The 23914-nt window shown below is 55.9% G+C and carries 21 protein-coding genes; 14 read left to right on the top strand and 7 right to left on the bottom strand.

Annotation, left to right across the window (positions count from 1 at the left end; translation table 11 throughout):
- The first annotated feature begins 6 nt into the window (after positions 1-6).
- The gene (locus ACQKLP_RS16605) at positions 7-1422 is read left to right on the top strand and encodes an alpha-L-fucosidase (RefSeq protein WP_427323905.1); all 1416 of its coding nucleotides are present in this window, start codon (positions 7-9) and stop codon (positions 1420-1422) included.
- Between the two features lie 49 nt (positions 1423-1471).
- On the opposite strand, the gene ACQKLP_RS16600 is transcribed toward ACQKLP_RS16605, so the two are convergent.
- Both ACQKLP_RS16600 and ACQKLP_RS16595 read right to left on the bottom strand, forming a co-directional pair.
- Positions 1472-3025 (bottom strand): PAS domain S-box protein, encoded by a 1554-nt coding sequence (locus tag ACQKLP_RS16600; RefSeq protein WP_427323904.1) that lies wholly within the window; start codon positions 3023-3025, stop codon positions 1472-1474.
- A gap of 96 nt (positions 3026-3121) precedes the next feature.
- Positions 3122-3757 (bottom strand): hypothetical protein, encoded by a 636-nt coding sequence (locus tag ACQKLP_RS16595; RefSeq protein WP_427323903.1) that lies wholly within the window; start codon positions 3755-3757, stop codon positions 3122-3124.
- Between the two features lie 107 nt (positions 3758-3864).
- On the opposite strand from ACQKLP_RS16595, the gene ACQKLP_RS16590 reads away from it, so the two are divergent.
- The 9 genes from ACQKLP_RS16590 (at position 3865) to ACQKLP_RS16550 (ending at position 15280) form a co-directional block, all read left to right on the top strand.
- Positions 3865-4686, top strand: coding sequence for an N-acetylmuramoyl-L-alanine amidase (locus tag ACQKLP_RS16590; RefSeq protein ID WP_427323902.1), 822 nt, complete (start codon positions 3865-3867; stop codon positions 4684-4686).
- A gap of 566 nt (positions 4687-5252) precedes the next feature.
- Entirely contained in the window at positions 5253-6023 is a 771-nt protein-coding gene (locus tag ACQKLP_RS16585) for a DeoR/GlpR family DNA-binding transcription regulator (protein WP_341840136.1), read from the top strand.
- 37 nt (positions 6024-6060) lie between these two features.
- A complete protein-coding gene (locus ACQKLP_RS16580) occupies positions 6061-6546 on the top strand; it encodes a hypothetical protein (RefSeq protein WP_427323901.1) in 486 nt (161 codons plus the stop codon).
- An 81-nt stretch (positions 6547-6627) separates the two neighbouring features.
- Entirely contained in the window at positions 6628-7137 is a 510-nt protein-coding gene (locus tag ACQKLP_RS16575; RefSeq protein ID WP_427323900.1) for a hypothetical protein, read from the top strand.
- A gap of 176 nt (positions 7138-7313) precedes the next feature.
- Positions 7314-7808 carry a hypothetical protein gene (locus ACQKLP_RS16570; RefSeq protein ID WP_427323899.1) on the top strand — a complete coding sequence of 165 codons (495 nt, stop codon included), beginning with the start codon at positions 7314-7316 and terminating at the stop codon, positions 7806-7808.
- 505 nt (positions 7809-8313) lie between these two features.
- Complete coding sequence (locus tag ACQKLP_RS16565) at positions 8314-9330, top strand: efflux RND transporter periplasmic adaptor subunit (RefSeq protein WP_427323898.1); 1017 nt, start codon at positions 8314-8316, stop codon at positions 9328-9330.
- A gap of 21 nt (positions 9331-9351) precedes the next feature.
- The gene (locus tag ACQKLP_RS16560) at positions 9352-12453 is read left to right on the top strand and encodes an efflux RND transporter permease subunit (protein ID WP_427323897.1); all 3102 of its coding nucleotides are present in this window, start codon (positions 9352-9354) and stop codon (positions 12451-12453) included.
- A 25-nt stretch (positions 12454-12478) separates the two neighbouring features.
- A complete protein-coding gene (locus ACQKLP_RS16555; protein WP_427323896.1) occupies positions 12479-13816 on the top strand; it encodes a TolC family protein in 1338 nt (445 codons plus the stop codon).
- A gap of 24 nt (positions 13817-13840) precedes the next feature.
- Positions 13841-15280 carry an MFS transporter gene (locus ACQKLP_RS16550; protein ID WP_427323895.1) on the top strand — a complete coding sequence of 480 codons (1440 nt, stop codon included), beginning with the start codon at positions 13841-13843 and terminating at the stop codon, positions 15278-15280.
- A gap of 78 nt (positions 15281-15358) precedes the next feature.
- Here ACQKLP_RS16550 and ACQKLP_RS16545 read toward each other — a convergent pair whose 3' ends face one another.
- The 3 genes from ACQKLP_RS16545 to ACQKLP_RS16535 all read right to left on the bottom strand — a co-directional run bounded on the left by ACQKLP_RS16545 (position 15359) and on the right by ACQKLP_RS16535 (position 17436).
- Entirely contained in the window at positions 15359-16411 is a 1053-nt protein-coding gene (locus ACQKLP_RS16545; protein WP_427323894.1) for a sialidase family protein, read from the bottom strand.
- A gap of 62 nt (positions 16412-16473) precedes the next feature.
- Positions 16474-16947, bottom strand: coding sequence for an SRPBCC family protein (locus ACQKLP_RS16540; RefSeq protein WP_427323893.1), 474 nt, complete (start codon positions 16945-16947; stop codon positions 16474-16476).
- A 9-nt stretch (positions 16948-16956) separates the two neighbouring features.
- Positions 16957-17436 carry a hypothetical protein gene (locus ACQKLP_RS16535; RefSeq protein ID WP_427323892.1) on the bottom strand — a complete coding sequence of 160 codons (480 nt, stop codon included), beginning with the start codon at positions 17434-17436 and terminating at the stop codon, positions 16957-16959.
- A 177-nt stretch (positions 17437-17613) separates the two neighbouring features.
- On the opposite strand from ACQKLP_RS16535, the gene ACQKLP_RS16530 reads away from it, so the two are divergent.
- From ACQKLP_RS16530 to ACQKLP_RS16520, 3 genes are all read left to right on the top strand, one after another.
- Positions 17614-18915 (top strand): O-acetylhomoserine aminocarboxypropyltransferase/cysteine synthase family protein, encoded by a 1302-nt coding sequence (locus tag ACQKLP_RS16530; RefSeq protein ID WP_427323891.1) that lies wholly within the window; start codon positions 17614-17616, stop codon positions 18913-18915.
- Between the two features lie 110 nt (positions 18916-19025).
- Positions 19026-20555 (top strand): M60 family metallopeptidase, encoded by a 1530-nt coding sequence (locus tag ACQKLP_RS16525; protein ID WP_427323890.1) that lies wholly within the window; start codon positions 19026-19028, stop codon positions 20553-20555.
- Between the two features lie 53 nt (positions 20556-20608).
- A complete protein-coding gene (locus ACQKLP_RS16520; RefSeq protein WP_427323889.1) occupies positions 20609-21046 on the top strand; it encodes a nuclear transport factor 2 family protein in 438 nt (145 codons plus the stop codon).
- A 19-nt stretch (positions 21047-21065) separates the two neighbouring features.
- Here ACQKLP_RS16520 and ACQKLP_RS16515 read toward each other — a convergent pair whose 3' ends face one another.
- Positions 21066-21635, bottom strand: coding sequence for an NAD(P)H-dependent oxidoreductase (locus tag ACQKLP_RS16515; RefSeq protein WP_427323888.1), 570 nt, complete (start codon positions 21633-21635; stop codon positions 21066-21068).
- A 93-nt stretch (positions 21636-21728) separates the two neighbouring features.
- On the opposite strand from ACQKLP_RS16515, the gene ACQKLP_RS16510 reads away from it, so the two are divergent.
- The gene (locus ACQKLP_RS16510; RefSeq protein WP_427323887.1) at positions 21729-22097 is read left to right on the top strand and encodes a winged helix-turn-helix transcriptional regulator; all 369 of its coding nucleotides are present in this window, start codon (positions 21729-21731) and stop codon (positions 22095-22097) included.
- Between the two features lie 72 nt (positions 22098-22169).
- Here ACQKLP_RS16510 and ACQKLP_RS16505 read toward each other — a convergent pair whose 3' ends face one another.
- Positions 22170-23909 (bottom strand): RagB/SusD family nutrient uptake outer membrane protein, encoded by a 1740-nt coding sequence (locus ACQKLP_RS16505; RefSeq protein ID WP_427323886.1) that lies wholly within the window; start codon positions 23907-23909, stop codon positions 22170-22172.
- Positions 23910-23914: the final 5 nt, after the last annotated feature.

Raw genomic sequence — 23914 nt, 5'->3', positions numbered from 1 at the left:
AACTACATGAAACACATCACCACCACCCTGGCATTAGCCATTTCCCTTGCGGGTACCGCACAGGTAAAGCAGCCGGTGCCACTGAAATACGGCGCCCAAACCACGGGCAAGCGCACCGACGAAGCCATGCAGAAATGGCGAAGCAACCGGTTCGGGCAGTTCATCCACTGGGGCCTGTACGCCATCCCCGGAGGCGTATGGAACGGAAAAACCTACAATTACGCCGCGGAATTCCTCAAGTCCAGCGCCCGCATTCCCACCGCCACCTGGGATTCGCTCATGTACCAGTTCGATCCGCAGCAGTTCGACGCGCGCGCCTGGGCCAAAATGGCCAAACAGCTCGGCGCGAAGTACATGACCATCACCACCAAGCACCACGAAGGCTTTTGCCTCTGGCCCAGCCAATACACCGATTTCAACGTGGGCAACACGCCCTTCCGCCGCGATATCCTCAAAGAGCTCGTGGAGGCTTACAATGCCGAGGGGATCGATGTCAATTTCTATTATTCCGTGCTCGACTGGCATCATCCGGACTGGCGCTACGATATCAAATCGCCCGAAGACAGTATCGCCTTCCGCCGGTTCCTCGGTTTCGCGGGTAACCAGCTGAAGGAGCTGGCCACCAATTATCCCACCGTGAAAGGCTTCTGGTTCGACGGTACCTGGGATTCCAGCATCAAGAAAAACGGCTGGTGGACGCTGGAGATGGAACAAATGCTGAAATCCGTGCGCCCCGGTGTGGTGGTGAATTCCCGGTTGCGGGCAGATGATTTCGGGAAACGCCATTTCGACTCCAACAACCAGCTCATGGGCGATTATGAATCCGGGTACGAGCGCCGGTTGCCCAATGCCACGAAAGATCTCCAGGTCACCAAATGGGACTGGGAAGCCTGCATGACCGTTCCAGAAAACCAGTGGGGATATCATAAAGACTGGACCGTCAGCCACGTAAAATCTCCGCTCGAACTGCTGGAAATGGTGGTGCATGCCACGTCTATGGGCGGCAACTTCCTGCTGAATTTCGGGCCGGACGGGAATGGCGGTTTCCGGAAAGAAGAGCGCCACATCGCCGGAACCATCGGCAAATGGATGGAGAAAAACGGCCATGTGATCTGGAATTGCGGCTACGCCGGATGGGAGAAACAGGATTGGGGTTATTTCACCCGGCAGAACGGCAGCACTTCCGTCAACATGATCGTTTTCAACCGCCCCGTGTCCGGGTTATTGAAAGTGAAAGTAACGAACGGCGTGAAAATTCTGTCGGCGCGTTCGGGCAATGCCGCTTTCAAGGTCGAGGAAATAGCGAAGAACGAATATCTTATCCACCATACCATTAAAAAGATGACCGCCCCGGAGGTGATCGTGCTGGAAACCGATACTTCGGCCCAAAATACCGACCGCTACCAGGACGCCAAAACCTGATGGCCGGTCCATCGTAAAAGTGAAGGAGGCTCCCGCGCGGGGGCCTTTTTTATTTATCTTCCACGCCCTGGAAAATGCGGTTGCATTTATCCGCCACGGTATGGATGATCTCGTCCATCTCTTTCGCTATTTTTTCGATACCGGCCAGCAGCGGGAGGTTGGCGGGATCGGTGAGGTTGTCTTTATTGATGAGGCCTACCACGCCCAGCATCGACGCCACGGGCCGGCGCAGGCTGTGCGAGCTCATATGCGCCACTTTCTGGAGCTCTTCCACGTACAGTTTTTTGTCTTCGATATCTTCCATCGCGCCGATCATGCGGATGGGATGGCCTTCTTCGCCGTAGCTGATGTACACCCGGTCGAAAACGTGCCGGTATTGCCCGTCGGCACAAAGGAAGCGGTACTCTGCCGCGTACGTGTTGCGTTTCTCCGCAATGGCCAGTTTCAGGCCGCTGATGATCTTGGGCGCGTCTTCCGGATGCACGTGCCGTTCCCACCAGTCTTCCGTTTCATCCGCTTTCCGGTGGCCGAACTTGGTGGCGAGGTTGTTGTTCCAGTGCATGGTATTGGTGACCAGGTCGTAATCCCAGATCACGTTGCTGGTGGCAAAAGAAACCATGTCGTAGCGTTCGAGCGCCTTTTGCAGGCTCAGTTCCTGTTGCTTGCGCTCGGTAATGTCCCGCGCGAAGCACGACACGCCCACCACGCGCTGCTGTTTGCGCATGGGCCGGAAGTGGATTTCGGCGATGGACACGCCGATCCCTTTCAGTTCGCGCGTTTCTTCCACGGTGTGCGCCTCGCCCTGGAGGCCGCGGTCGTAATACTGTTGCCAGCGGCGGGCTTCGTCTTCATTGGCGCCGGGGAGGAGGGGATCGCCCACGTGCACTTCGTGCCCGGTGTATTGGCGGATGATGTCGCGGAAAGCGTTGTTGAAAGCGGTGTAAGTCTTGCGGTCGTCTACCGCCCAGATGAGATCGTCGGTGCTGTTCATGATGGAATTGAGCAGCAGCTCCTGGCGCGAAAGGGCTTCGAAGGCGATGTGCTTGTCGGTAACGTCCGAAATGGAAACGATCTCCACTTCGCGGCCTTTGTAATGCGTGCCGAAAGTGCGGATGTCCACGAAAATGAGGGTGCCGTCTTTTTTAAGGTGCTTCCAGGTCCCGAAGTTCTGGAAGCCGGTAGTGGCGAATCGCGTGGCGTCGAGCACTTTCTGGACTTCTTCTTTCGGGCGTACCTGGAGGATGGTCATATTGAGGAATTCTTCCAGCGTATAGCCGTACAGGTGAATGGCGGCGTCGTTCACGTCCACGAATTCGAGCGTTTTACGGTCGTAGATCCACATGGGCTGGGGGCTTTCGCGGAACACCCGGATGTAGGCCATTTCCAGCCGGCGCACCGAGCCGCGCGATTTGGACAGGAGCCAGAACAGCAGTAGGGAAGAAAGGAGGACGAAAAGGAAACCCTTGGCATACTGGCCGCCCAGCAAGAGCGCGGGCGAATGCTCCGCAAGCCATTGCAGGAGGGAATCCGTCAGCAAAATCCAAAGTACGCCGGCTGCAAAATAGATGAGCACGGTACGTAGGGGCGACAGTAGGTGAGACATATTCAGCTGTTTATCAAGACGATCAGACCCCGGAAATTACAGAAAAAATCCGTCGGACCGTTGCCTGGCAGCCGAATGCCGCAAAAAATGCGCCGCTTAGTTGAGTGAGTGGTCGATTTCAAGGATGGCCGAGAAGAGGGGCTCGCTTTTTCCCGGCAGGCAGGCGCTGACCCTGACGGGCACATAGTCTGCGATGAGATGGAAAATATCTTCTTTTTCGAGGGAATGGCATTCGAGCTGGGGGTAAGGGGCGTTCCGGTCGAGCTTGAGGCGGATGGGAAGGGTGTGGATGCCGGAAACGACCATCCCGCGCCAGGGATTGATCTCGTGATCGGGCCTGAGGGTGATGTGGCGGCCGTGGAGCGGCAGCTGGAGCGGGGTTTGCCGGGCCGAGGGGGCTTTTACGGCCAGTATGGCGATGGTCGAGGAAAGGTACAACAGGAAAATGGTCACCATGCCAGGCTCTGAATTGCCCGCGAGCACCGTTACCGGAACGAGGCCCATCACATTGCAGAGCCAGATCATGGCCTTGCGCTGATATTCGCCGATGTGGGCAGCATACAATTGTTTCATGCAAAAGCCCGCGAACACGGCTGCCGGTCCCATGTAGGTTAAGGTGTTGAAAAGGAATTTGTCTTGCTTTTCCAGCGCGATCGTGAATGCACCATAATACCAGCAGACATACAAAGATGGGGGTAGCGCAGCAATGAGCCAGATTTTCAGGGTATACAAAATAAAAGTTTTCATACAGGCTCCAAAGAACGGAAATTATCGTCATCCGGACAATACCCGGGGCCGTAGTTAACAACGGTTCTCTGTTAATTTTCGTAGATTTAGGGATGTGGAAAAAACTACTGATCGTAACAACAGTAACGGCTATAGGTGCCTGTTCGCCGCAGCCTTACAAAGCCACCAATAAAGTGTACCGCACGGAGGCGAAACGATGGTCGGGCGTAGTGAAAGCCCAGCCGGACAATATCGCCGTAGCGGCCGTTGCACCGCCTGTATGGGCGGGCACCGTCAACTTCAACCTGCGCAAGCCCAACTACGTCATCATCCATCATACGGCGCAAAATTCCTGCGAGCAAACGCTGCGCACGTTCACGCTCGAGCGCACGCAGGTGAGCGCGCATTACGTGATCTGCAGGGACGGCACCGTGCATCACATGCTCAACGATTATCTCCGCGCATGGCACGGCGGATTATCGAAATGGGGCAGCATCACCGACATCAATTCCGTTTCCATCGGCATTGAGCTGGATAATAACGGGTCCGAACCGTTCGACAGTCTGCAGGTACGCAGCCTGCTGGTGGTGCTCGATACCCTGAAGCATCGCTACAACATTCCTGCCGCCAATTTCATCGGTCATGGCGACATTGCGCCCCGCCGCAAAAACGACCCCAGCGCCCTGTTCCCCTGGGACCGGCTCGCGGATAAAGGATTCGGGTTATGGTACGGCGACACCGCGCGCATCGCGGTGCCGGAGAACTTCAGCCATTTACAGGCGCTCCGCCTGATAGGGTACGATCTCCAGGATACCACGGCCGCCATCCAGGCCTTCAAGCGGCACTTCGTGCCGGGCGATTCGCTGACGGCACCGGCTTCCCTCACCGACGGGGCAAAGAAAATACTGGTCGGCGTCATGCAACAGGCGCTGTAAAAACACGAAAAGCGGAGTGGGAACACTCCGCTTTTTCTTTTTTCCACGTTACTCCAATCTATGTATGATCAATAGAACGGATACAATTTAACCGGGGGCGCATCTGCACGCCGCCTGTTCGCCAGGCTCGCCCCGGGGCGTCGGTCTTCACAAAAAAAATGGATTTTTTATCTTCTCATAAGCATGATTCCCGTTTCCCTCAACCGGTGACCCGGTATTATATATAAGTTCGATTTTCGCTTTAGTTGCTTTCGTTTCGCTTCAAAACTAATAAAAATAAAATAAAAGTAAATAAATTGAAAGTATTTTACGAATTAAACAGGGGAGACGGGGAATGATCGCGATGCGGGTATAAATGGACGTTTCTGGAAAAGTTGGGCGACCTAAGTGCTTGATTACTGCTGGTTAAGCGAATATTAAGTTATATTACGCCGCGGGGGGCATGGTCGTAATTCGGAAAAACTGCCGTAATTTGGGCCATCTTCAACCAGCTATCAGACGAGAAAGGATTGATATTCAATATACCGTAACTGGATGTTCTACGTTTAACCGAAATAAAATACCCAATGTCAATAATTAATATCGCGGAGCGGCACAAATTCATTTTGGGCAGATTGTATGAAAAAGGATACGTTAATGTCGTGGAACTGTGCAAGGAACTGGACGTTTCGGGTGTAACCATCCGAAAGGACCTGAAGCTGCTGGAAGATAAGTCGCTCCTCTACCGTTCCCATGGCGGCGCCACCATCCAGAATCCCTATACGAACGACAAGCCCGTCAACGAAAAGGAAAAGATCCAGCGGGAGGAGAAGCACAATATCGGCAAAATGGCCGCTTCCCTTATCGTTCCGGGAGATGCCATCATCATCGCTTCGGGGACTACCGTACTGGCCCTGGCCAAGCACATACAGCCCAGGGGGCCGCTCATGATCATTACGTCTGCCCTGAACGTGGCGCTGGAACTGAACCGTTACCACGAGATCGAAGTGGTGCAGCTCGGCGGCGTGATCCGCAATAATTCCTCGTCCGTTGCCGGGCCCTATGCCGAAAAAATCCTCGAAGACTTTTCCTGCTCCAAGCTCTTTTTGGGGGTAGACGGGATCGACGTGGAATTCGGCCTCACCACCACCAGCATCGCGGAAGCGCATCTCAATCAGCAGATGATCCGCGCCGCGCAGAAAACCATCGTACTGGCAGACTCTTCCAAATTCGGCAAACGCGGTTTCGGCCGGATCTGCCGTCTCGAAGAAGTAGATCAGATCATTACCGACAAAGGAATTTCAGAACATATGGTGAAATTGCTGGAAGACATGGGCATTGAAGTCGTAATTGTGTAATTCTCCGGCGAATTATTATCCCTTATACCGAATAGATATGCAGGACACGAACCCTACCGAAGACTTGCTCCAGGGAGACGATCTCCAGGATTTTACCTACCGATCCACGCTCATGCCCGGCTGGTTCAAGCTCAGCCTGGGTTTTCTCGGCTTTGTATATCTGCTACAGTTTTTCGGAGTACTTTTTGGCATGGTGGCATTGCGTGGCAATCAGTCGATGTTCAATGTCGACTACAACGTCACGATGATCATATATGCGGTGTATATGCTGTACGCCGTGGCCACGATTGCCGCATCCATTTTGTTTTTCATGCAATCCGCTTACGCCATGAAGCTTGGGCTTCCGGTACTGATCGCGGTGCTGCTGGTGGCGGTTTTGTCGGCAGTGGGTTGCATGTTGGCTCCCGTGACCAGCGACTGGCTGTTGATATTCGTTATGCTCCACTTCGTGGCCGTTACTGCTGCGGTCGTACATTGTTTCCGTATCCGGAAGCAATGGGCCGAAGCGATCGTTGTTCGGTAACCAATTTTTTACGCCGGCTGTTCATGTGCTGAAAAGCAGGAAAGGAACATAGCCGTTGAACGACATCAAATATCTCACACCATGGAAGAATGCAAATCTACAGGTATGTTGACCCGTGATCTGCTGGCCAGTATACGGCTGCAAGCGCCGCCGCGCGCCTCGCTCGTGCCGCTGTGGATGCATCTGCTCATGGGGCTCCTGGTTTTATTGTATGTGCTGTGCGTGTTCATCGGCATTTTTACGATTGAGGAAACGTTGCAGGGAAAGGAAGATGCGATCTACAAAAAATGGTTTTCGTTTGTCATGTCTCTTGTAATTTTCATGTTTGCCGCCCTGGTGGCGGGTTGTGTTTTGATCTGGTGCAGTTGGCGGCAGGCTGTCAATTTCACGGTGGCGCCTGCGGTGATGGTGTCGTTGCTCATGTTATTATGCGTTGTTGTTTGCTTTGCGGATGAGCGTTCGTGGCGTGCGATCTATGTAGTGCTGCCGTTTACCTTCCTGCAGTTAGCCTTCAATGTTCGCCTGTTCCTCATCCAGCGTCAGTGGAAATTGCGTCCACGTAAGAAAGGCGATAGGTATGAAAATAAATAAGGAGGAGGAAGTGCTTTGGATTATATGAATTATTTACTATATTTATTATGATCTTTTGGGTGCTGGTTTATTTCCGGATGGCTGATCCACGTTGTTCGCATCGATAAAAGCTGGCGGAATGGGCTGCCCTGAGAATGGAAATGACCTGATACTCCTCATCCCTGCATATCCCGACTATGACCAACTACATGCATACAGACGATCTGCTGCCCGGTTTTCCCGATAACCCCGATTATCGCTCGAACCTATTGCCTAACTGGGTGAAAGGGCTCGCCAACGTTATCGTATTCGTGGCGCTGTTGTCGCTGGTCATGTTATTTATTAAACTGAGCGTGTTCCGCTCAATTGGCAGCAACGATTTGGTGATGTTGTTATGTTTGCTCCTGGGAATCTGCAGCGGCGTTGCTGCGGCGGGACTAATCCTGGAATATGAATGGGCTATGCGGTTGTCGCTGCTCACGTCTGCCGGCGTACTCCTCCTTTTTACGGCCTTCCTTGGATACGACTTGTTTTTTTTCAGGACGAAGATTTGGACGCTTGTAGGTATTGAAATTTTTGTACTGACGGTTTCGTTCCTCTACTTCCGTGCGTTGTGGAAAGTGCGGCGTGATTGGGAGTTGCCAAGGCCTGTGAAACCTCTCAACAAAGAGAAAGCAAATGCACGCTTATGATCAAATGCCCCTTGCGCCGGCGAAACCTGCTTCCGCCCGCCGTATATCTCCTTAGAAGGTGTATTGTGATAGCTACACCGGCACAGCAAGCTGAAAGGTAAATACACGGAAGTAAAGGCAAGGCGCAAACCTTGCCTTTACTATTAATATAAACGGGACAGCGTTTCCCGAATTATGCAAGTCTTTTCCATAATAATGCAACCGCGGCTTTTCGAAGCGCGGTAATTTACACCGGTAATTACGGACGAAAGAACACTCCGCGCTGCTTTGAAAAACCGGCGCGGCATTGCTATTTCCATATCTGTTGTAATTATTTGTGGTAAAGGGTTTGCGGCGACAGGACTAATTACCGCTCCTCATTGAAATTTTATAAACCTTACCTTTTATTGTGTAATGGGAAGGGCTTTCCCGGCATCTACATTTGTGATCATAAATCATCACGTTAATCGCAAATGTTATGTTTCAAAAAATAATTTATCCGGTCATATTTTCATCGGCAGCCCTCATGACCCTGCTTACCGCCTGCGGCGATGGCAAATCCGCCGCTGCACAGGCAGCTGCCGGCCCTTCCGCCGCGCCGGCGCTCCCGGTCGATGTCATCGTTGCACAGGAGCAAGACATCGCGCAGCATGAAGTGATCACCGGCACCACGGTCCCTTTCCGGGAAGTAACGATCAAAAGCGAAGTGGCCGAACGCGTGCTGCAAGTGGGTTTCCAGGACGGTGCACTGGTATCTGCAGGGCAGCTGCTCTATAAACTGAACGACGCCGATCTGCGGGCCCGGCTCAAACAATTGACGGCCGAACTGAAAATGGCGCAACTGACCGAACGCCGCCTGGCCGCGCTCCTCAAAACGGAAACCGTCCGCCAGCAGGAATACGACGAAGTGGCCACCCGCCTCCAGGTGCTGGAGGCACAGCAGGAAATCCTGAAGGCCGGTCTTGCCAAAACGCTGGTCACGGCGCCTTTTAGCGGCAGGATCGGAATTACGAAAGTGGTGGCCGGCGCTTACGTAGCGCCGAATATGGAACTCGTCAGCCTGCAAGACCAGCAGCAGATCAAGATCAATTTTTCCGTGCCGGAGAAATATCTTCCCCTGATCAAAACCGGTGCCACGGTGCGTTTCACGACAGAGCTGGGGCCGGATGAGCATGTAGCCACCATCAAAGCCACCGAGCCCGGGGTAGATGCCACCAACCGGAGCATCCTCGTACAGGCACTTGCGACTAACGCCGGGAACAGGCTGCGGGCGGGCCTTTCCGCCAGGATCCTCTTCTCTACCGCCGGTGCCGGCACGAAAGGGATCGCTATACCCACGGAGGCCTTGCTGCCCGGCGGAGATGGCTATGCCGTGTACGTGCTGAAAGGCGGAACGGCTCAAATCACCCCGGTTTCCATCGGTAACAGAACGGAATCGCAAGCCATCATAACAACCGGCCTGCAAAACGGCGACAGCATCATCGTGTCGAACACGCTCCGGCTGGGCAACGGCGCACCGGCCGTGGCGGTTGCGTCCAAATAATCATTTCTAATCATCTCTGTTATGAACTTACCATCGCTTAGTATAAAAAAGCCGGTGCTGGGAGGCGTATTTTCCTTACTCATCGTCATCCTGGGGCTCGTGGGCCTCAAGCAGCTCGGCATCCGCGAATTCCCCCTCACGGAAGCCCCGGTGATCTCCGTCGTCACTTTCTACCCCGGCGCCAGTCCGGACGTGATCGCCTCCAAGATCACCCGGCCCATCGAAGAATCGCTGGCGGAAGCCGGCGGCGTGCGCACCATCTCCTCCGAATCGCGCGAGCAGGCCAGCATCATCTCCGTGGAATTCAACCGCGAAGTAGATCTGGAAGATGCGCTGAACGACGTCCGCGATAAAGTCGCCAAATCGCGCAGCCAGCTGCCTGCCGACGTAGATCCGCCCATCGTGGAAAAAGCCAGCTCGCCCGATAACCTCGTGGCTTTCCTCGAAGTGGAAAGCGATACCAAAGACATTAAAGAAGTCAGCCACCTCGCGTCAACCGTGATCAAAGACCGGATGCAATCCATCCCCGGCATCAACCGCGTGGCCGTGGTCGGCGAACATAAATACGCCATGCGCCTTCGCTTCGACCCTGTAAAGCTCGCGGCGTACAAACTGTCGCCGGAAGATATCCGCCAGGCGCTGTTGCGCGAGAACATGGACCTGCCCGCGGGAAAGATCGAAGGCAGCAGCACGGAACTGAGCGTGCGCACCATGGGCCGCCTCACTACCACTGCGGAGTTCAACGAAATGATCGTCAAACGGTCGGGCACCTCCGTCATCCGCCTCAAAGACATCGGCTACGCCGAGCTGGGCGAACTGAACGAACGTACGGCCATCATCAACGAAACCGGGAACGCCAACCGCGTGGGCGTAGGCATCGCGATCCAGATCCAGCGGGGCGCCAATGCCATCGAAGTCGTGGATGAATTCTACCGCCGGCTCGATCAGTTGCGGAAAGAGGTACCGAAAGAATTCCGGCTCATTGTGGGTTTCGATTTTACCAAACCCGTACGCGAGTCCATCAAGGAAGTGGAAGAAACGCTCTTCATCGCCTTCGGGCTCGTGGTGCTGATCATTTTCCTGTTCCTCCGCGACTGGCGTTCCACCATCATCCCCGTACTGGCCATTCCCGTATCTATCCTGTCTGCGTTCTTCATCATGTACATAGCAGGGTTTTCCATCAACGTGCTTACGCTGTTGGGGCTGGTGCTCGCCATCGGGCTGGTGGTCGACGATGCGATCGTGGTGCTGGAAAATATCTATAAAAAAGTGGAAGAGGGGATGACGCCCGTTCAGGCGGCGTTCAAGGGATCGAAGGAGATTTATTTCGCGGTGATATCCACCACCATCACGCTCGCCGCGGTGTTCCTGCCGATCGTGTTCATGGGCGGTATCAGCGGACAATTGTTCAAGGAGTTCGCGATCGTGGTATCCGGATCGGTACTGGTGTCGGCTTTCGTGGCACTGACGCTGTCGCCCATGCTGAGCGCGTATTTGCTGAAGAAGCAGGACCGCCCCAACTGGCTGCACCGTAAAACGGAGCCGTTCTTCATCTGGCTCAACAATGGCTACGCGCATTTGCTGAAAGGCTTTATGAAAGCGCGCTGGCTGGCCTGGGCATTCCTCGTTGGCGCGGGTGTGCTGATCTATTTCGTCGGTAAAAAACTGCCGTCGGAACTGGCGCCGGTGGAAGACCGTTCCAACATGAGCCTGATCGCCATTGCCCCGGAAGGCGTTTCGTTCGACTATATGAAAAAGCAGATGACCGCCGTGGGCAAATACGTCAACGATTCTACCGACGGGCTGTATCAAACCTATTCGATGGTGGCCGTTTCCTTTATTCCGGCGCCGGCGCCCACGAGTTTCGCGGTGCAGAGCATTTACCTGAAGGAGCCCAAAGCCCGCAAGGCTTCCGTGCAAGACCTGTATAACCAATACGCGGCCGCATCGGGCAATTTCAGGGGGCTGTTGTTGTTCCCCTATTTACCGCCCACCATCGGAACACGGTATGGCGGCGGGATGCCGGTGCAGTTCGTGCTGCAGGGCGCCAATCTCGACACGGTTTCCGGCGCATTGACCAAATTCCTGCAGGCGGCCCGGCAAAGTAAAAAGCTCATGTTCGTGGATGCAGACCTCAAGATCAACAAACCCGAACTGCAAATCAGCATCGACCGGCAGAAGGCGGCGCTCATGGGCGTTTCCATCCAGGAAGTGGGCAGGGCTTTGCAGCTTTCGTTGTCTGGCCAGCGGTACGGGTACTTTTTGCGGAACGACCGCCAGTACGAAGTGATCGGACAGCTGGAAAAGGAGAATCGCAGCAAGACCGGGGACCTGCGCTCCATCTATGTCCGTTCCGCGAACGGCGACATGATTTCGCTGGACAACCTGGTAACGATCCGGGAGAGCATCAGTCCGGCGGCGATTTACCGCTACGACCAATACACTTCCGCTACCGTTTCCGCGGGCCTGGCGCCCGGAGTGAGCCTGGCGGAAGGGATCGAAGAGATGAAGCATATCCAGCGAACCGTGCTTGGCGCCAATTTCAAGACATCGCTGGCGGGGCAGTCGAGGGATTATGAAGAAAGCCAGGGGAACATCCGCTTCACGCTCATACTGGCGCTCCTGCTCATTTACATGATCCTCGCCGCGCAATTCGAAAGCCTGCGCGATCCGCTCATCATCATGCTCACGGTGCCTATGGCGGTAACTGGCGCCATTCTCAGCCTGAGCTGGTTCGGCCAGAGCCTGAACGTATTCAGCCAGATCGGGATCATTACGCTGGTGGGGCTTATCACCAAAAACGGCATCCTCATCGTGGAATTCGCCAACCATCTGAAGGAAACGGGCCTTTCGAGGTACGATGCCGCCATTCAGGCCGCGGAGCAGCGTTTCAGGCCCATTCTGATGACGTCGCTGGCCATGATATTCGGGGCGCTGCCCATCGCCATGACGCATAACAGCCGGCAATCGCTGGGGATCGTTATCGCGGGAGGGCTCATTTTCGCGGGGATCCTGACCCTGTTCATCATCCCGGCGGTGTATTCCTACCTGTCTGGCAGCAAACGAAGGGTAGAGCCGGTAGAAGAAGAAGAGCCGGTTGAAGTGGAAGAAATGTACGCCTGATCCATCATATCCAAATAATCCAATCATGAAACTGATAACATACATCATACCCTTGCTGCTACTGGCAGTCGGCAGCCGGGGACAGGCGGTAAGAAAGATAAGTCTGTCCGAAGCCCTGTCGCTCGCCGCAACGGCCAACCGGCAGGTGCAGGTCCAGTCGCTGGAAGAAGTGCGCCAGCAAAGCGTGACCCGCGAAGTGCGCAGCCAGCTCCTGCCCAGCGTGAATGCGGGCGCCGGGTATCAGCATTACTTCGACCGGCAGGTGATTTTTCTGCCGGGGTATTTCGCAGGAACGGCGAAACCGGTGCAGGACGTGGCCGTTGGAGGAAAGAACGCCATGAACGGGCTCATTTCCGCCAGCCAACCTTTGCTGAACGAAACGGCGAGGCAACAAACGAAAGCGGCACAGTACGACGAGCGCATCCAGCACGAAAAATCCGCCGAACTGCAAAGCGCGCTCGGCGAACAGATTTCCATCACTTATCTCGATATGCTGTTCATGCAATCGCAGATCGGTTTGCAACGGCAAAGCCTCGCCAGGAACGAAAAGGCACTGGCCGATACCCGCTCGCTCTATGCACAGGGCAGAAGCCTGAAAGCCGATACCCTGCGGGCTTTCATCTCCGTCGAAAATCTCAGGTCCTCCATTTCCTATCTCGATAACCAGGTCGAAGTAACGGGCATCTGGCTGAAGCGGCTCATCGGGATCGATGAGGCCGATGTCATCGCCCTTACCGACAGTCTCGGCATTTCCGGTGAAGATGCGGGCGCTTCCGAACTGGCGCAGGCACTGGCAACGGCCGCGCAAAGCCGCAACGATATCGCTATCCGCAAGCTGTCTGTCGAAAAAAGCCAGGTGGCGCTCGCTGCCGCAAAATCGGAACGTATCCCCAAAGTGATGGCGATAGGGCAATACCAGTTGCAGGCGCAGGCAGATAATGTGAAACTGGGTCAATACGTGTGGCCGCGGACTTCCTTCATCGGCGTCCAGGTGGCGGTGCCGGTATTCAACGGCAACCGCGTCAGATCGCAGATCAGCCAGGCGGCCATCCGCGCCAGGCAGGAAAGCATCGGGCTCGACGATCTGCATCGTTCCGTGAAGGCGGAAATCGCGGCGCTCGTTTCGCAGCGCCAGGAAGCGGTGCGGCAACTCGCCATCCAGCAGCGAACGGTGGAGCTGGCGGAAGTGAGTTATGCAATGATGGACGAGCGTTACCGCAACGGGCTCGGCACGCGGCTGGAGCTCACCGATGCGGAGCTCGCCCTCACGCAATCGAAAATCAACTACCTGCTGGCGATCTACCGGCACAAGGTGGTCCAGGTACAACTGCGCCGCGCGCAGGGCCTGCTCCAATTACAATAATCCTTTACCAATCAAATACGAAATATGCTTACTGAAACCGTACAATCGCCCAAACAGGCCCTTCCTTATAAAAAACGCTGGTCTGCCCTCGCGTTGCTTTGCACTGCGCAGTTCATCGTCATCATGGACACTTCGATCATCGGGGTGGCGCTGCCTGCCATCAAAAGTGACCTGGGCTATTCGCAGTCCGGCCTCCAATGGATCTTCAATGCGTACGTGATCGTGTTCGGCGGGTTCCTGCTGCTGGGCGGCAGGCTATCCGACCTGTTCGGGGCGCGGAAGATTTTTATGTGGGGATTCGCCGTGCTGTCTGCCGCGTCGTTGCTCGCAGGCGTGGCCTGGTCGGAAGCTTCGCTGAACATCGGCAGGGCTTTGCAGGGCCTGGGCTCCGCACTGATCGCACCATCGGCGCTCACATTATTGCTCACCAAATTCACCGATCCCAGAGAGCTGAACAAAGCCCTGGGCTTCTGGGGTGCAGCGGCCGCAGCGGGCGGCTCGGCGGGCGTGTTCCTGGGTGGCGCCATCACGCAGTGGCTGTCGTGGGAATGGGTGTTCCTCATCAACATTCCCGTGGGCCTGATCGTGCTGGTATTAAGCCCGTCTCTGTTACTGAAAGGCGCCCACCGCAAAGGGAGCATCGATTTTGCAGGCGCCATCCTGGCCACGGCGGCGTTCGTCATCATGGTATACGCCATCGTGGCGGCGGAAGGGAATGGATGGAGCTCCGCGAAGACCTGGGGGCTGCTCGCGTTTTCCGTGCTGCTGCTGACCGCGTTCATCGTTTTGCAGAAAACGAAGAAGGAGCCGCTCATGCCGTTGTCCATTTTCAAAGCGTTCAACCTTTCGGCCGGCAACATCGTAATGGCGTTGATGGCCGCGGCCTGGATCCCATTGTGGTTTTTCCTCAATCTTTATTTACAACAGGTGTTGCAGTTGCCGGCGTTCAACAGCGGACTGGCATTGCTGCCCATGACGGTTACGATCATGCTTTTCATGATGGTCATTACCGGGAAACTGATGGGCAGGTTCGGGATTAAGCCGAATCTGGTAGCGGGTTTGCTGGTATTGAGCCTTTCATTGCTCATTTTCAGCGCGGCACCGGTGGACGGGAGTTTTATCACGCATGTGCTGCCGGCGTCGTTGCTGGGCGCCATCGGGATGTCGCTGGCGTATATTCCGGGAACGGTGGCGTCGATTTCGGGCGCGCGGCCGGAGGAGTCGGGCCTGGCATCCGGCCTGGTCAACACCAGTTACCAGATCGGGTCGGCATTGGGCCTGGCGGTGATCGTCGCCATTTCTTCGGCGAAAACGGGCAGCCTGAAATTGTCTGGCGAAGGAGATGTAGCGGCATTGAACGGCGGTTTCCAAACGGCGTTCCTCGTGGCGGCGGTGATCAGTTTCGCCGGCGCGATCGTTGCGGCTGCGGGCATTAAAAAAGCGCCGCAGCCTGAAAATAACTAACAGTTGAAAGTTGATATAGCAGAATATCGAAGGCGGCGCCGTTCCCGGCGCTGCCATTTTTTTTACGTGAACCCCGGTTTATTCCGCGGTGAGCGGGGCGATCCGCATCATGCAATAGCGGATGTTTTTCCGGTCGGCGGTGTAGGTGATATGGATGAGCCCGTCTTTCCCCTGGATCACCGCCGGGTAGCTGAATTCGCCTTTGTCGCCGTTTTCGAGCACGGCCGCATCTTTCCAGTTGATCCCGTCGCGGCTGATGGCCACATACAGTTTGGCGCGCCCTGCAGCCCAGTTGCCGCCGCGCACGGCGGGGTTGTAGACGATGAGTTTGTACCCATTGTCCAGCGTCAGCGCATCCGTCCCGGAATTGGGGTTGGGCAGCAGCGTGGCGGTTACGGGGCTCCAGGTTTTACCGTTGTCGGCCGACCAGCTCTGTACCACATGATCGTTTTTGCTGCGGCAGAGGAGTTGCAGGCTATCGTGCGGATACCGTAAAATACTGGGCTGTATCGCCTGGAAAGTATCGTTCGGTATTTCGATGCGCGACCAGTTGCCGCCGTTCTTATCCGATTTTTCGAGATGTATTTTCCAGATGTTCTTATCTGTGCTCTCGGTGCTGGTAGGGTAGAGGATGTCTCCGTTCGCCAATTGGAAAGGTTTGTTCTTGATGGGGCCGAGCATGCCGTCGGGCAGCCGTTGCGGTGCGGACCAGGTTTTTCCGTTGTTGGCCGAGCTCATCATCATGCCCCACCATTCGCGCGGATTGGGGCCTACTTTGTAATACAGGAACAGTTTTCCGGCTTTGGTGCGGAACAGCACGGGATTCCAGGCAGGGTAGCGGGTAGTGGCGTCGACCACACCGTTCACCAGTTCTTTCGGTTGGCTCCATTCGCCGTGCTGATAGGTGGACGTCCAAATCCCGACGTCCTTTTTACCTTCCTGGGTACCGCCGAACCAGGCAGCCATGAGCTTTCCATTGTCGAGCTCCACGATGGTGGAAGCGTGGACTTCGGGCACGGGGGGATTTTCCATGATGAAAACACGGGTGTGCATCTGCGGCACCAATTCCTTCTCCTGGGCGCGGGCCGCGGAGCAGGCGAGGAGGGACAAGGCCAATAGGGAACGGAACATACGATCAGTTTTCATGAACTAAGACCCATGAAAATAGGCAATATCCCCGGAAAATGCCAGCATTATGCCCCGTTGTTTCCCAGCAGCTTGTCAACAGCGGAGGTCCGGAAGCGGAAAAGGCCTTCCAGCTGGCGTTGCACGAAGAGGGAATTGGCCACGTCGCCCAGCCATCCGAGGGGAATGCGGTAATGTACGATATCGGTCATGAGCGTGCCATTGCCCTGTTGCTCGAAATGGTGCTGGTGGTGCCAGAAGCTGTAGGGGCCGAACCGCTGCTCGTCGATGAACATGCGGCCCTGCTCTACCCGCGTGATTTCGGTCATCCAGTACATGGGGATGCCGAGAACGGGTTTGAGGCGGTATTCGATGATCTGCCCTGCATAGATCCGCCCCTGGTGAGGCTCACTGGTGACGGTGAACCCCATCCGGGGCGGCGTGATGCGCCGGAGGTTGGACGGGTCGCTGAAAAAATCCCAGGCGGCGTCCACGCTTACCGGCAATAATTGCGATTTACGGATGCGGTATGTGCGCGACATACCGTAAATCTAACACAATAACGTCAAAACCGATTGCCCGGGGACCCAGGAAGTGGTAGACGCATGCAGGCGGAAGGAGGCCATCAGCTGCCCCTTCGGCAGCTCGTTGGCGGAATAGACGAATGAAACGTTCTGCTGGCGGAGCTGGAGGATCTCCTTCACGGGGATCACCATGCCCGACTGCTTGCCTTCGGCATTGGCGAAGGCCCACTCGCGCAGGGTTTTCCCCTTCGCATCGCGCACCACCACCTTACGGTCTGTCCCGATACGGCCGCAATGGCTGTAATGGAAGGTCAGCTTATCGTTCAGATTGCTTTCATCCAGCGGCAATTCATCGATCGTGATCTTCTCGCCGAGCCATTTTTCGACGATCAGCTTGTTGTTGAGATACACTTTGAACGAATCTCTGCCGCCGCCGGCGTACAGCGAGGCGATGGTAAACAGGCCGGCCAGGGTGGCCAGGGCGCTGAACAGGAATTTGTGTTGCATGGGTAGGATTTTAGAATGAGGAAATATCGCTGCCCCAAAACACGCAAATCCACGCCAGCCGCGCAAAAGCCTTTGATGTACCGTTCCATCGGCTTGACGAACCGCTATTTTTATGGTTGTTTTATTTTGATATTAGAAATAGTCTAGTTATTTTGTAGACTACAAAAAGCATACATCATGTCAAACAACTCCTTACGATTTGAGACGCTCCAGGTCCACGCAGGCTACCAGCCAGACCCCGTAACCCATTCGGCAGCCGTTCCCATTTACCAGACCACCTCCTATACGTTCGAAGATGCGGGCCATGCGGCAGACCTCTTCCAGCTGAAACAGTTCGGCAATATCTATACGCGGATCATGAACCCCACCACCGACGTCTTCGAGAAGCGCATCGCCGCGCTGGAAGGCGGTGTGGGCGCGCTGGCGGTGGCTTCCGGCCAGGCGGCGCAATTCATCGCCCTGCACAACATCCTGCTCCCGGGCGATAACTTCGTGACCTCTTCGTACCTCTACGGCGGTACCTATAACCAGTTCAAAGTCAGCTTTAAAAGGATAGGCGTGGAAGCCCGGTTCGCGGACCTCGACAATCCCTCCAGCTTCGAAGCCCTCATAGACGGCCGCACCAAAGCCATTTACGTGGAAACGATCGGCAACCCCGGCTTCGCCATTCCCGATTTCGAAAAAATCAGCGCCATCGCGAAGAAGCACGACCTCCCGCTGGTGGTAGACAATACCTTCGGTGCGGGCGGCTACCTTTTCCGCCCCCTGGAACATGGTGCCAACATCGTGGTGGAAGCCGCCACCAAATGGATCGGCGGCCATGGCAACAGCATCGGCGGCGTGATCGTGGACGGGGGGAACTACAACTGGGGCAACGGCAAGTTCCAGCAGTTCTCCGAACCGGACGAAGCCTACCACGGCATGAAGTTCTGGGAAGTGTTCGGCTCGCACAGCCCCTTCGGCAACATCGCCTACATCATCCGCGCCAGGGTGACGGGCCTCCGCAGCTGGGGTCCCTCACTGTCGCCGCAGAACGCCTGGCTGTTCCTGCAGGGCCTGGAATCCCTCAGCCTGCGGGTCGACCGCACCATCCAGAACACCCAGGCGCTGGCGGAATGGCTCCAGCAGCAGCCCCAGGTGGAATTCGTGAACTATCCCGGCCTGCCCGGCAACAAGTACAACGATCTGGCGAAGAAATACCTGAAAAGAGGCGCCGGCGGGGTATTGTCTTTCAAAGTGAAAGGCGGAAAGGAAGCGGCGGATACGCTCGTGCAAAGCCTGGAGCTCATCTATCACCTGGCCAATGTGGGCGACAGCAAAACGCTCATCATCCATCCCTCCACCACCACGCACCAGCAGCTCAGTGAGGAAGAACAGCGCAAGGCAGGCGTAGAGCCGGGCCTGTTGCGCATTTCCCTCGGCATCGAACATATCGATGATATCAAGGCCGACCTGGCGCAGGCATTCGCGAAAATCTAGCTGTAATACGATAAAGGAAAGTCCGGCCGCCGAAAAGTGGCCGGCTTTTTTTTGCCGCTCATCCGGAAAATCCGGAAAGGAAATGGCCGGCAATGTATATTACCTGAAAGATGACTACTCTTATGATCAGGCAATCCACTATCAGCTGCGCCCTCATGCTGGCCGCGCTGACGGCCGGGGCGCAACAGCTCGCGCCCGGCAACGTCCTCATTACACCCGAAAACCGGCTTTCCGTAAAGGACAAAGACATGCGCAATGCCATCCGCGACTGGAGCAGGGAGCAGCTCGCTTCCACCAGCTACGCGAAGATCGTTGCACACCCTTCGGCTGCCGTGTTTCCCGGTAGCGTAGACAAAAGCGCGGCGCGGGTAACGGAAACCGTTTCCATCGCCCACAACCGGATCAGCGACGCGCTGGCGCCCGTGGTGGCCACGCTGCATTATTCCCAACCCTGGCGCAACAATATGTACAGCACCGGATTGTACGCCGTGGCGGGGGAATACATCGAGGTGACCGTTCCCGAATCGCTCATCGGTAAAAACGTGAGCATCCAGATCGGCGCGCATTCAGACAACCTTACGCGCTGGGTGGCCGGCGGGGAAGACTGGCGCCGGATGCCCGACATCGTGCGGGTAGACACGCTCCGCAAAAAGACGACCCGCATCACATCTCCTTTTGGCGGCCTCATTTACATCACCGCATCGCCCAAATCCGATTCATGGACGGCCGATGTGAAAATCGCCCGGGCCGTGAAAGCCCCGCTCTTCATCGCCGGAAAAACGACCGCGGAGGAGTGGAAGCAGCAACTCGCCGCCAGCAAGGCGCCCTGGGGAGAACTGGCCACCGAAAAGGTCATCCTCACCATTCCCGATTCCATCCTCCGGCAGGTGAACGATCCGGAAAACGTGCTGAAGCTCTGGGATTTGATCGTGGGCGGCGAAATGGAGCTTGCGCAGATCCCGCAGCCCTATTACCGCCCGCAGCGCATGGTGATAGACGAGCATATCGGCGGAGGGTTCATGCACAGCGGGTACCCGATCATGATCCACCATTCGCCCTCGAGCGGGATGCTGTCCGCCGACGTGATCGCCGATCCGGCGAAGCTCATGAAAGGCAGCAAGGGCGGCGCTAACTGGGGCTTCTTCCACGAGATCGGGCACAACATGCAGAATAACGATTGGGTATTCGGCGGCACTACTGAAGTAAGCTGCAATTTCTTTTCGCTGTATATGTTCGACCGCCTGCTCGGTGGCCGCGACGATGCGCATACCGGCGTTTCCAACGACGAAACCCAGAAAGCCATGAAAAACTATTTCGCGGCGGGGCCGGCTTACCAGAAGTGGCAGCAAAGCCCTTTCCTGGGGCTCATCATGTTCCGCCAGCTGCAGGAAGCGTTCGGATGGGAAACGTATAAAAAATTCTTCCGCGAATACCAGGCCCTCGCCATCGCCGACCCTTCCGGGGAATATGCGCGCGGCGATCAGAAGAAGCGCGACCTCTGGGCCAAAACCTTTTCGAAAGTAAGCGGCCGCAACATCGCGCCGTTTTTCGAGAAATGGGGCATTCCCATCAGCGACGACGTGGAAAAAGAACTGGCTTCCCTGCCCGGATGGATGCCGTATAACTTCCCGCCGCAGTAATTTTTTAATCGGGGATTTCGTATTTTGATGGGACTTCCACCAATATGAAAACGATGAAAAAAATGGTATCCCTGCTGGCGCTCATGGCTTTCAGCCAATTGGGCCAGGCGCAATCCAAAGACGAACGGGACGTTGCCGCCGCCGTGCTGAAGCTGCGGGAAGCGATGATCTCGGCCGATAAGCCGGCCCTGGAATCGCTTACCGCGCCCACGCTCACCTACGGCCATTCCAACGGCCGGATCGAAAACCAGGCCGAGTTCGTGGATTACCTCGTGAGCGGCAAAGGCGACTTCGTCACGATAGACCTTTCCAACCAGACGATCATCATGAACGGCAATACCGCCATCGTGCGGCATACGCTCCAGGGCGATACGGCAGATGGCGGAAAGCCCGGCAAAGTGAACCTCTACGTGATGCTCGTGTGGGCCAAATCCGGCAAACAGTGGAAACTGATCGGCCGGCAGGCCGTGAAAGTGCCGCCTACACCCTGAGCCGGCCGGAAATTTATCTTCATGCCCGTTCCTGCACTGCCGGGGACGGGCATTCCGTTTTCAGCGATTCCAGGAATCCCAGGAAAGGCGCCACACTGGCTTCCACCCACTCTTCAGACGCGTTCTGTTCCATGTCGTAATACACGTATATGCCCTTGTAATCGGCGTGGATGTACTGGAATGTGAGCTCGAACGGGGTGGTGAGCGTTTCCATGGTGTATTTGTATTTGCCCTCCGGGCGATAGCCTTCTTCTCCGATGCCCGCCGTGATGGCCAGCGCTATTTTCTTGCCGCCCAGTTTGTACCCGCTGGATTTGCCGTAGGCCCAGCCGTAGGTCAGCACTTCGTCCAGCCATTGTTTCAGCAGCGGCGGACAGTTGAACCAATAAAAAGGGAACTGGAATACGATATGATCGAACCGTTCGAGCAGTTCCTGTTCTTTTTTGACGTCGATCTTACCATCCGGGTAGACTTCGTACAGCGAATGCACATAGTATTTTTCCGGGTGCTTTTCCAGTTCAGCGGTCCATCTTTTGTTGATGACGGATTTTTCGATAGTGGGGTGGGTTACGATCACGAGTGTTTTCATGTTACTGTTGATTTGTGATTACAAAACTAAAGCAGGTAGCGATGATTACGTATATTGCCATCCAATTGTGCGGTACTATAAAAAAAGTAAGTAATGACCAGGATCAAGGAAACTTCGACCCATTATGCCAACAAGAAAATGATGGAAGACTGGTGCCCGGAGGTCTATGCCGCGAGCATCATCGGCAACCAGTGGTCGCTGGCGATCTGCTGCTTCCTCATTAACGGCAAGTTGCGGTTCAGCGAGCTCCGCAAGAAGATGCCGGGCATCACCGAACGGATGCTCACCATCCAGCTGCGGCGGCTGGAAGAAAACGGGGTGGTGACGCGGAAGGTGTATCCGGAAGTGCCGCCGCGCGTGGAATACGAAATGACGGCCATCGGAAAGCAGCTCAAAACGATCACGGAAGCCCTGGAAGCATGGGGCCTCGCGCACAGGCGGCTGCAATCAAAATCCAGGTAACGGAACTACATAACTGAAAAAGACCGGCTCCTTTTCGGAGGCCGGTCTTTTTTTATACAGGAAGGGAAACTGCTAGTATCCAGGGTTCTGGACCATGGCGGTGTTTTTCATGACTTCGGCCATGGGCAGCGGGAAGAAGTAGTGGAGCGACTGGAACACACGAATGGGGTTCTTGTCTACGGGCAGCTCCGCATACGTCCACTGATTGTCGGCCACCTTGGTGATCATGAGGCGGTAAATGGTGGTGTTGAGGTCTACCGGCGCCGTTTTCCAGCGGCGCACGTCCCAGAATCGGGAATCTTCCAGGCAAAGTTCCACTGCGCGCTCGTTCTGGATCACGCTGGTCCAGTAGGCTTTGTCGCCCGAGGTTTTGAGGCCGTACCGTCCATCGCCGCCGGGCTTGATGCCGGCGCGTTTGCGGACCATGATGATCTTTTCCGCAGCTTTCTCGAACTGGCCTTCTTCGATGGATGCTTCCGCGTACATGAGCAGGATGTCTGCATACCGGATGATGGGCATCACGCGGTCTGTCTGCGACCCGCCGTTGCCGGTGGTGGCTTCGCTGCAGAATTTCCGGAAGAACATGCCGGTGTACACGAGGCTGGCGTCTACGCCGTCAGTTTCCGCGCCGATGTGGGTCCAGATGGGAACGGCGGTGCTGCTGGCGTTGGTGCGCCATTTATCGCCGTTGTTGAGGATCGTGTATTTGAACCGGGGATCGCGGTCTTTGAAGGGATTGGCGGGGTCGTACCCGGAATTCTGGTCGGTGATGGGCAAACCGTTGTTCATCCCGAAACGCTTGGCGGCGTTGAGGCTGGGGCATCCGTTCACGTTGCCGTTGCGGGAGCGGGGAAGGAAGTTGGCTTCCATGGTGCGGTTCTGACCGGCCATCGCAGGGAAAATGAATTCGCTGTTTTTACGTTCGATGAACAGATCGTAGAAACCCTTTCCTGCCGTACCGTTTTCCACCAGAGAATACCATCCGGTGTTGATGAGCGCTTCGGCCGCTTCGCGTGCGGTCGTCCAGCGCTCGGGCTTGTTGTCCATATAACCTACCAGCGGTTTCTGCGCCGCGGAGGCGATGGATTCCTGCCCGCCGTTATACAGCTTGCTGGCCGCATTGAGGAGGATGCGGGCCTTGAGGCCCATGCAGAACCCTTTGTTCACCCGGCCGTAATCTTCGGGGCGCTGTTCGGTGGGCGCTACCACGAGGTCGGCCGCTTCGTCGAGCTCCTTCACCAGGTAATCGATACAGTCTGCATACGAAGCGCGGGGCTCCAGGATGGTATCGTCGAGGGTATAGAGCTTGTCGCCGATGAGCGGCAGGCCGCCGAAGTGTTGCACCATCGTCCAGAAGTACCAGGCGCGGAGGAATTTCACTTCGCCGAGCAATTGGTTTTTGGTTTCTCCGGCCAGCGGCAGCTTACCGAAATTCTTCAGGAAGGTATTGACGCGGCGGATGTTGTTCCAGCCGTTGTTGTACACTTTTTCGTAAGGCGTGGTGCGCGTGGCGTTGAGCGTGCCGATCATGAGCGGCACCCAGGCCTGCGTGGCGCCGAAGAGGCGGGAAACGGACTCGTCGGAACCCTCGGCCAGGCTTCCCCCGTTGCCATACCGGCTGTTGAAGGAATTGGCGCCCAGCTCGCTGTAGATCGACGTCACGAACGCCATCGTCCTAACGCTGTCGCCGAAGGTCAGCTCTTCGTTCAGGGAACGTACTACCGTAGGGTCGAGCAGGTCTTTCTTCGCGCAGGATGCAAGCAGGCCCGCGCTGGCCACGGCGGCGAAACAGTATTTATAAATGCTTTTCATGTGCT

The organism is Chitinophaga sp. NPDC101104 (assembly GCF_050277495.1).
Taxonomy (GTDB): Bacteria; Bacteroidota; Bacteroidia; order Chitinophagales; family Chitinophagaceae; genus Chitinophaga.
Note: the sequence above shows the minus strand (reverse complement) of the source record. Positions and strands in the feature narration are given on the sequence as shown.

Bases quoted from the DNA above. Each gene is read 5' to 3' on its own strand.
- ACQKLP_RS16525 (WP_427323890.1), top strand. From the start codon at position 19,026: ATGACTACTCTTATGATCAGGCAATCCACTATCAGCTGCGCCCTCATG.
- ACQKLP_RS16510 (WP_427323887.1), top strand. From the start codon at position 21,729: ATGACCAGGATCAAGGAAACTTCGACCCATTATGCCAACAAGAAAATG.
- ACQKLP_RS16600 (WP_427323904.1), bottom strand. From the start codon at position 3,025: ATGTCTCACCTACTGTCGCCCCTACGTACCGTGCTCATCTATTTTGCA.
- ACQKLP_RS16560 (WP_427323897.1), top strand. From the start codon at position 9,352: ATGAACTTACCATCGCTTAGTATAAAAAAGCCGGTGCTGGGAGGCGTA.
- ACQKLP_RS16535 (WP_427323892.1), bottom strand. From the start codon at position 17,436: ATGCAACACAAATTCCTGTTCAGCGCCCTGGCCACCCTGGCCGGCCTG.
- ACQKLP_RS16585 (WP_341840136.1), top strand. From the start codon at position 5,253: ATGTCAATAATTAATATCGCGGAGCGGCACAAATTCATTTTGGGCAGA.
- ACQKLP_RS16550 (WP_427323895.1), top strand. From the start codon at position 13,841: ATGCTTACTGAAACCGTACAATCGCCCAAACAGGCCCTTCCTTATAAA.
- ACQKLP_RS16565 (WP_427323898.1), top strand. From the start codon at position 8,314: ATGACCCTGCTTACCGCCTGCGGCGATGGCAAATCCGCCGCTGCACAG.
- ACQKLP_RS16540 (WP_427323893.1), bottom strand. From the start codon at position 16,947: ATGTCGCGCACATACCGCATCCGTAAATCGCAATTATTGCCGGTAAGC.
- ACQKLP_RS16530 (WP_427323891.1), top strand. From the start codon at position 17,614: ATGTCAAACAACTCCTTACGATTTGAGACGCTCCAGGTCCACGCAGGC.
- ACQKLP_RS16580 (WP_427323901.1), top strand. From the start codon at position 6,061: ATGCAGGACACGAACCCTACCGAAGACTTGCTCCAGGGAGACGATCTC.
- ACQKLP_RS16590 (WP_427323902.1), top strand. From the start codon at position 3,865: ATGTGGAAAAAACTACTGATCGTAACAACAGTAACGGCTATAGGTGCC.
- ACQKLP_RS16570 (WP_427323899.1), top strand. From the start codon at position 7,314: ATGACCAACTACATGCATACAGACGATCTGCTGCCCGGTTTTCCCGAT.
- ACQKLP_RS16605 (WP_427323905.1), top strand. From the start codon at position 7: ATGAAACACATCACCACCACCCTGGCATTAGCCATTTCCCTTGCGGGT.
- ACQKLP_RS16515 (WP_427323888.1), bottom strand. From the start codon at position 21,635: ATGAAAACACTCGTGATCGTAACCCACCCCACTATCGAAAAATCCGTC.
- ACQKLP_RS16505 (WP_427323886.1), bottom strand. From the start codon at position 23,909: ATGAAAAGCATTTATAAATACTGTTTCGCCGCCGTGGCCAGCGCGGGC.
- ACQKLP_RS16555 (WP_427323896.1), top strand. From the start codon at position 12,479: ATGAAACTGATAACATACATCATACCCTTGCTGCTACTGGCAGTCGGC.
- ACQKLP_RS16520 (WP_427323889.1), top strand. From the start codon at position 20,609: ATGAAAAAAATGGTATCCCTGCTGGCGCTCATGGCTTTCAGCCAATTG.
- ACQKLP_RS16575 (WP_427323900.1), top strand. From the start codon at position 6,628: ATGGAAGAATGCAAATCTACAGGTATGTTGACCCGTGATCTGCTGGCC.
- ACQKLP_RS16545 (WP_427323894.1), bottom strand. From the start codon at position 16,411: ATGTTCCGTTCCCTATTGGCCTTGTCCCTCCTCGCCTGCTCCGCGGCC.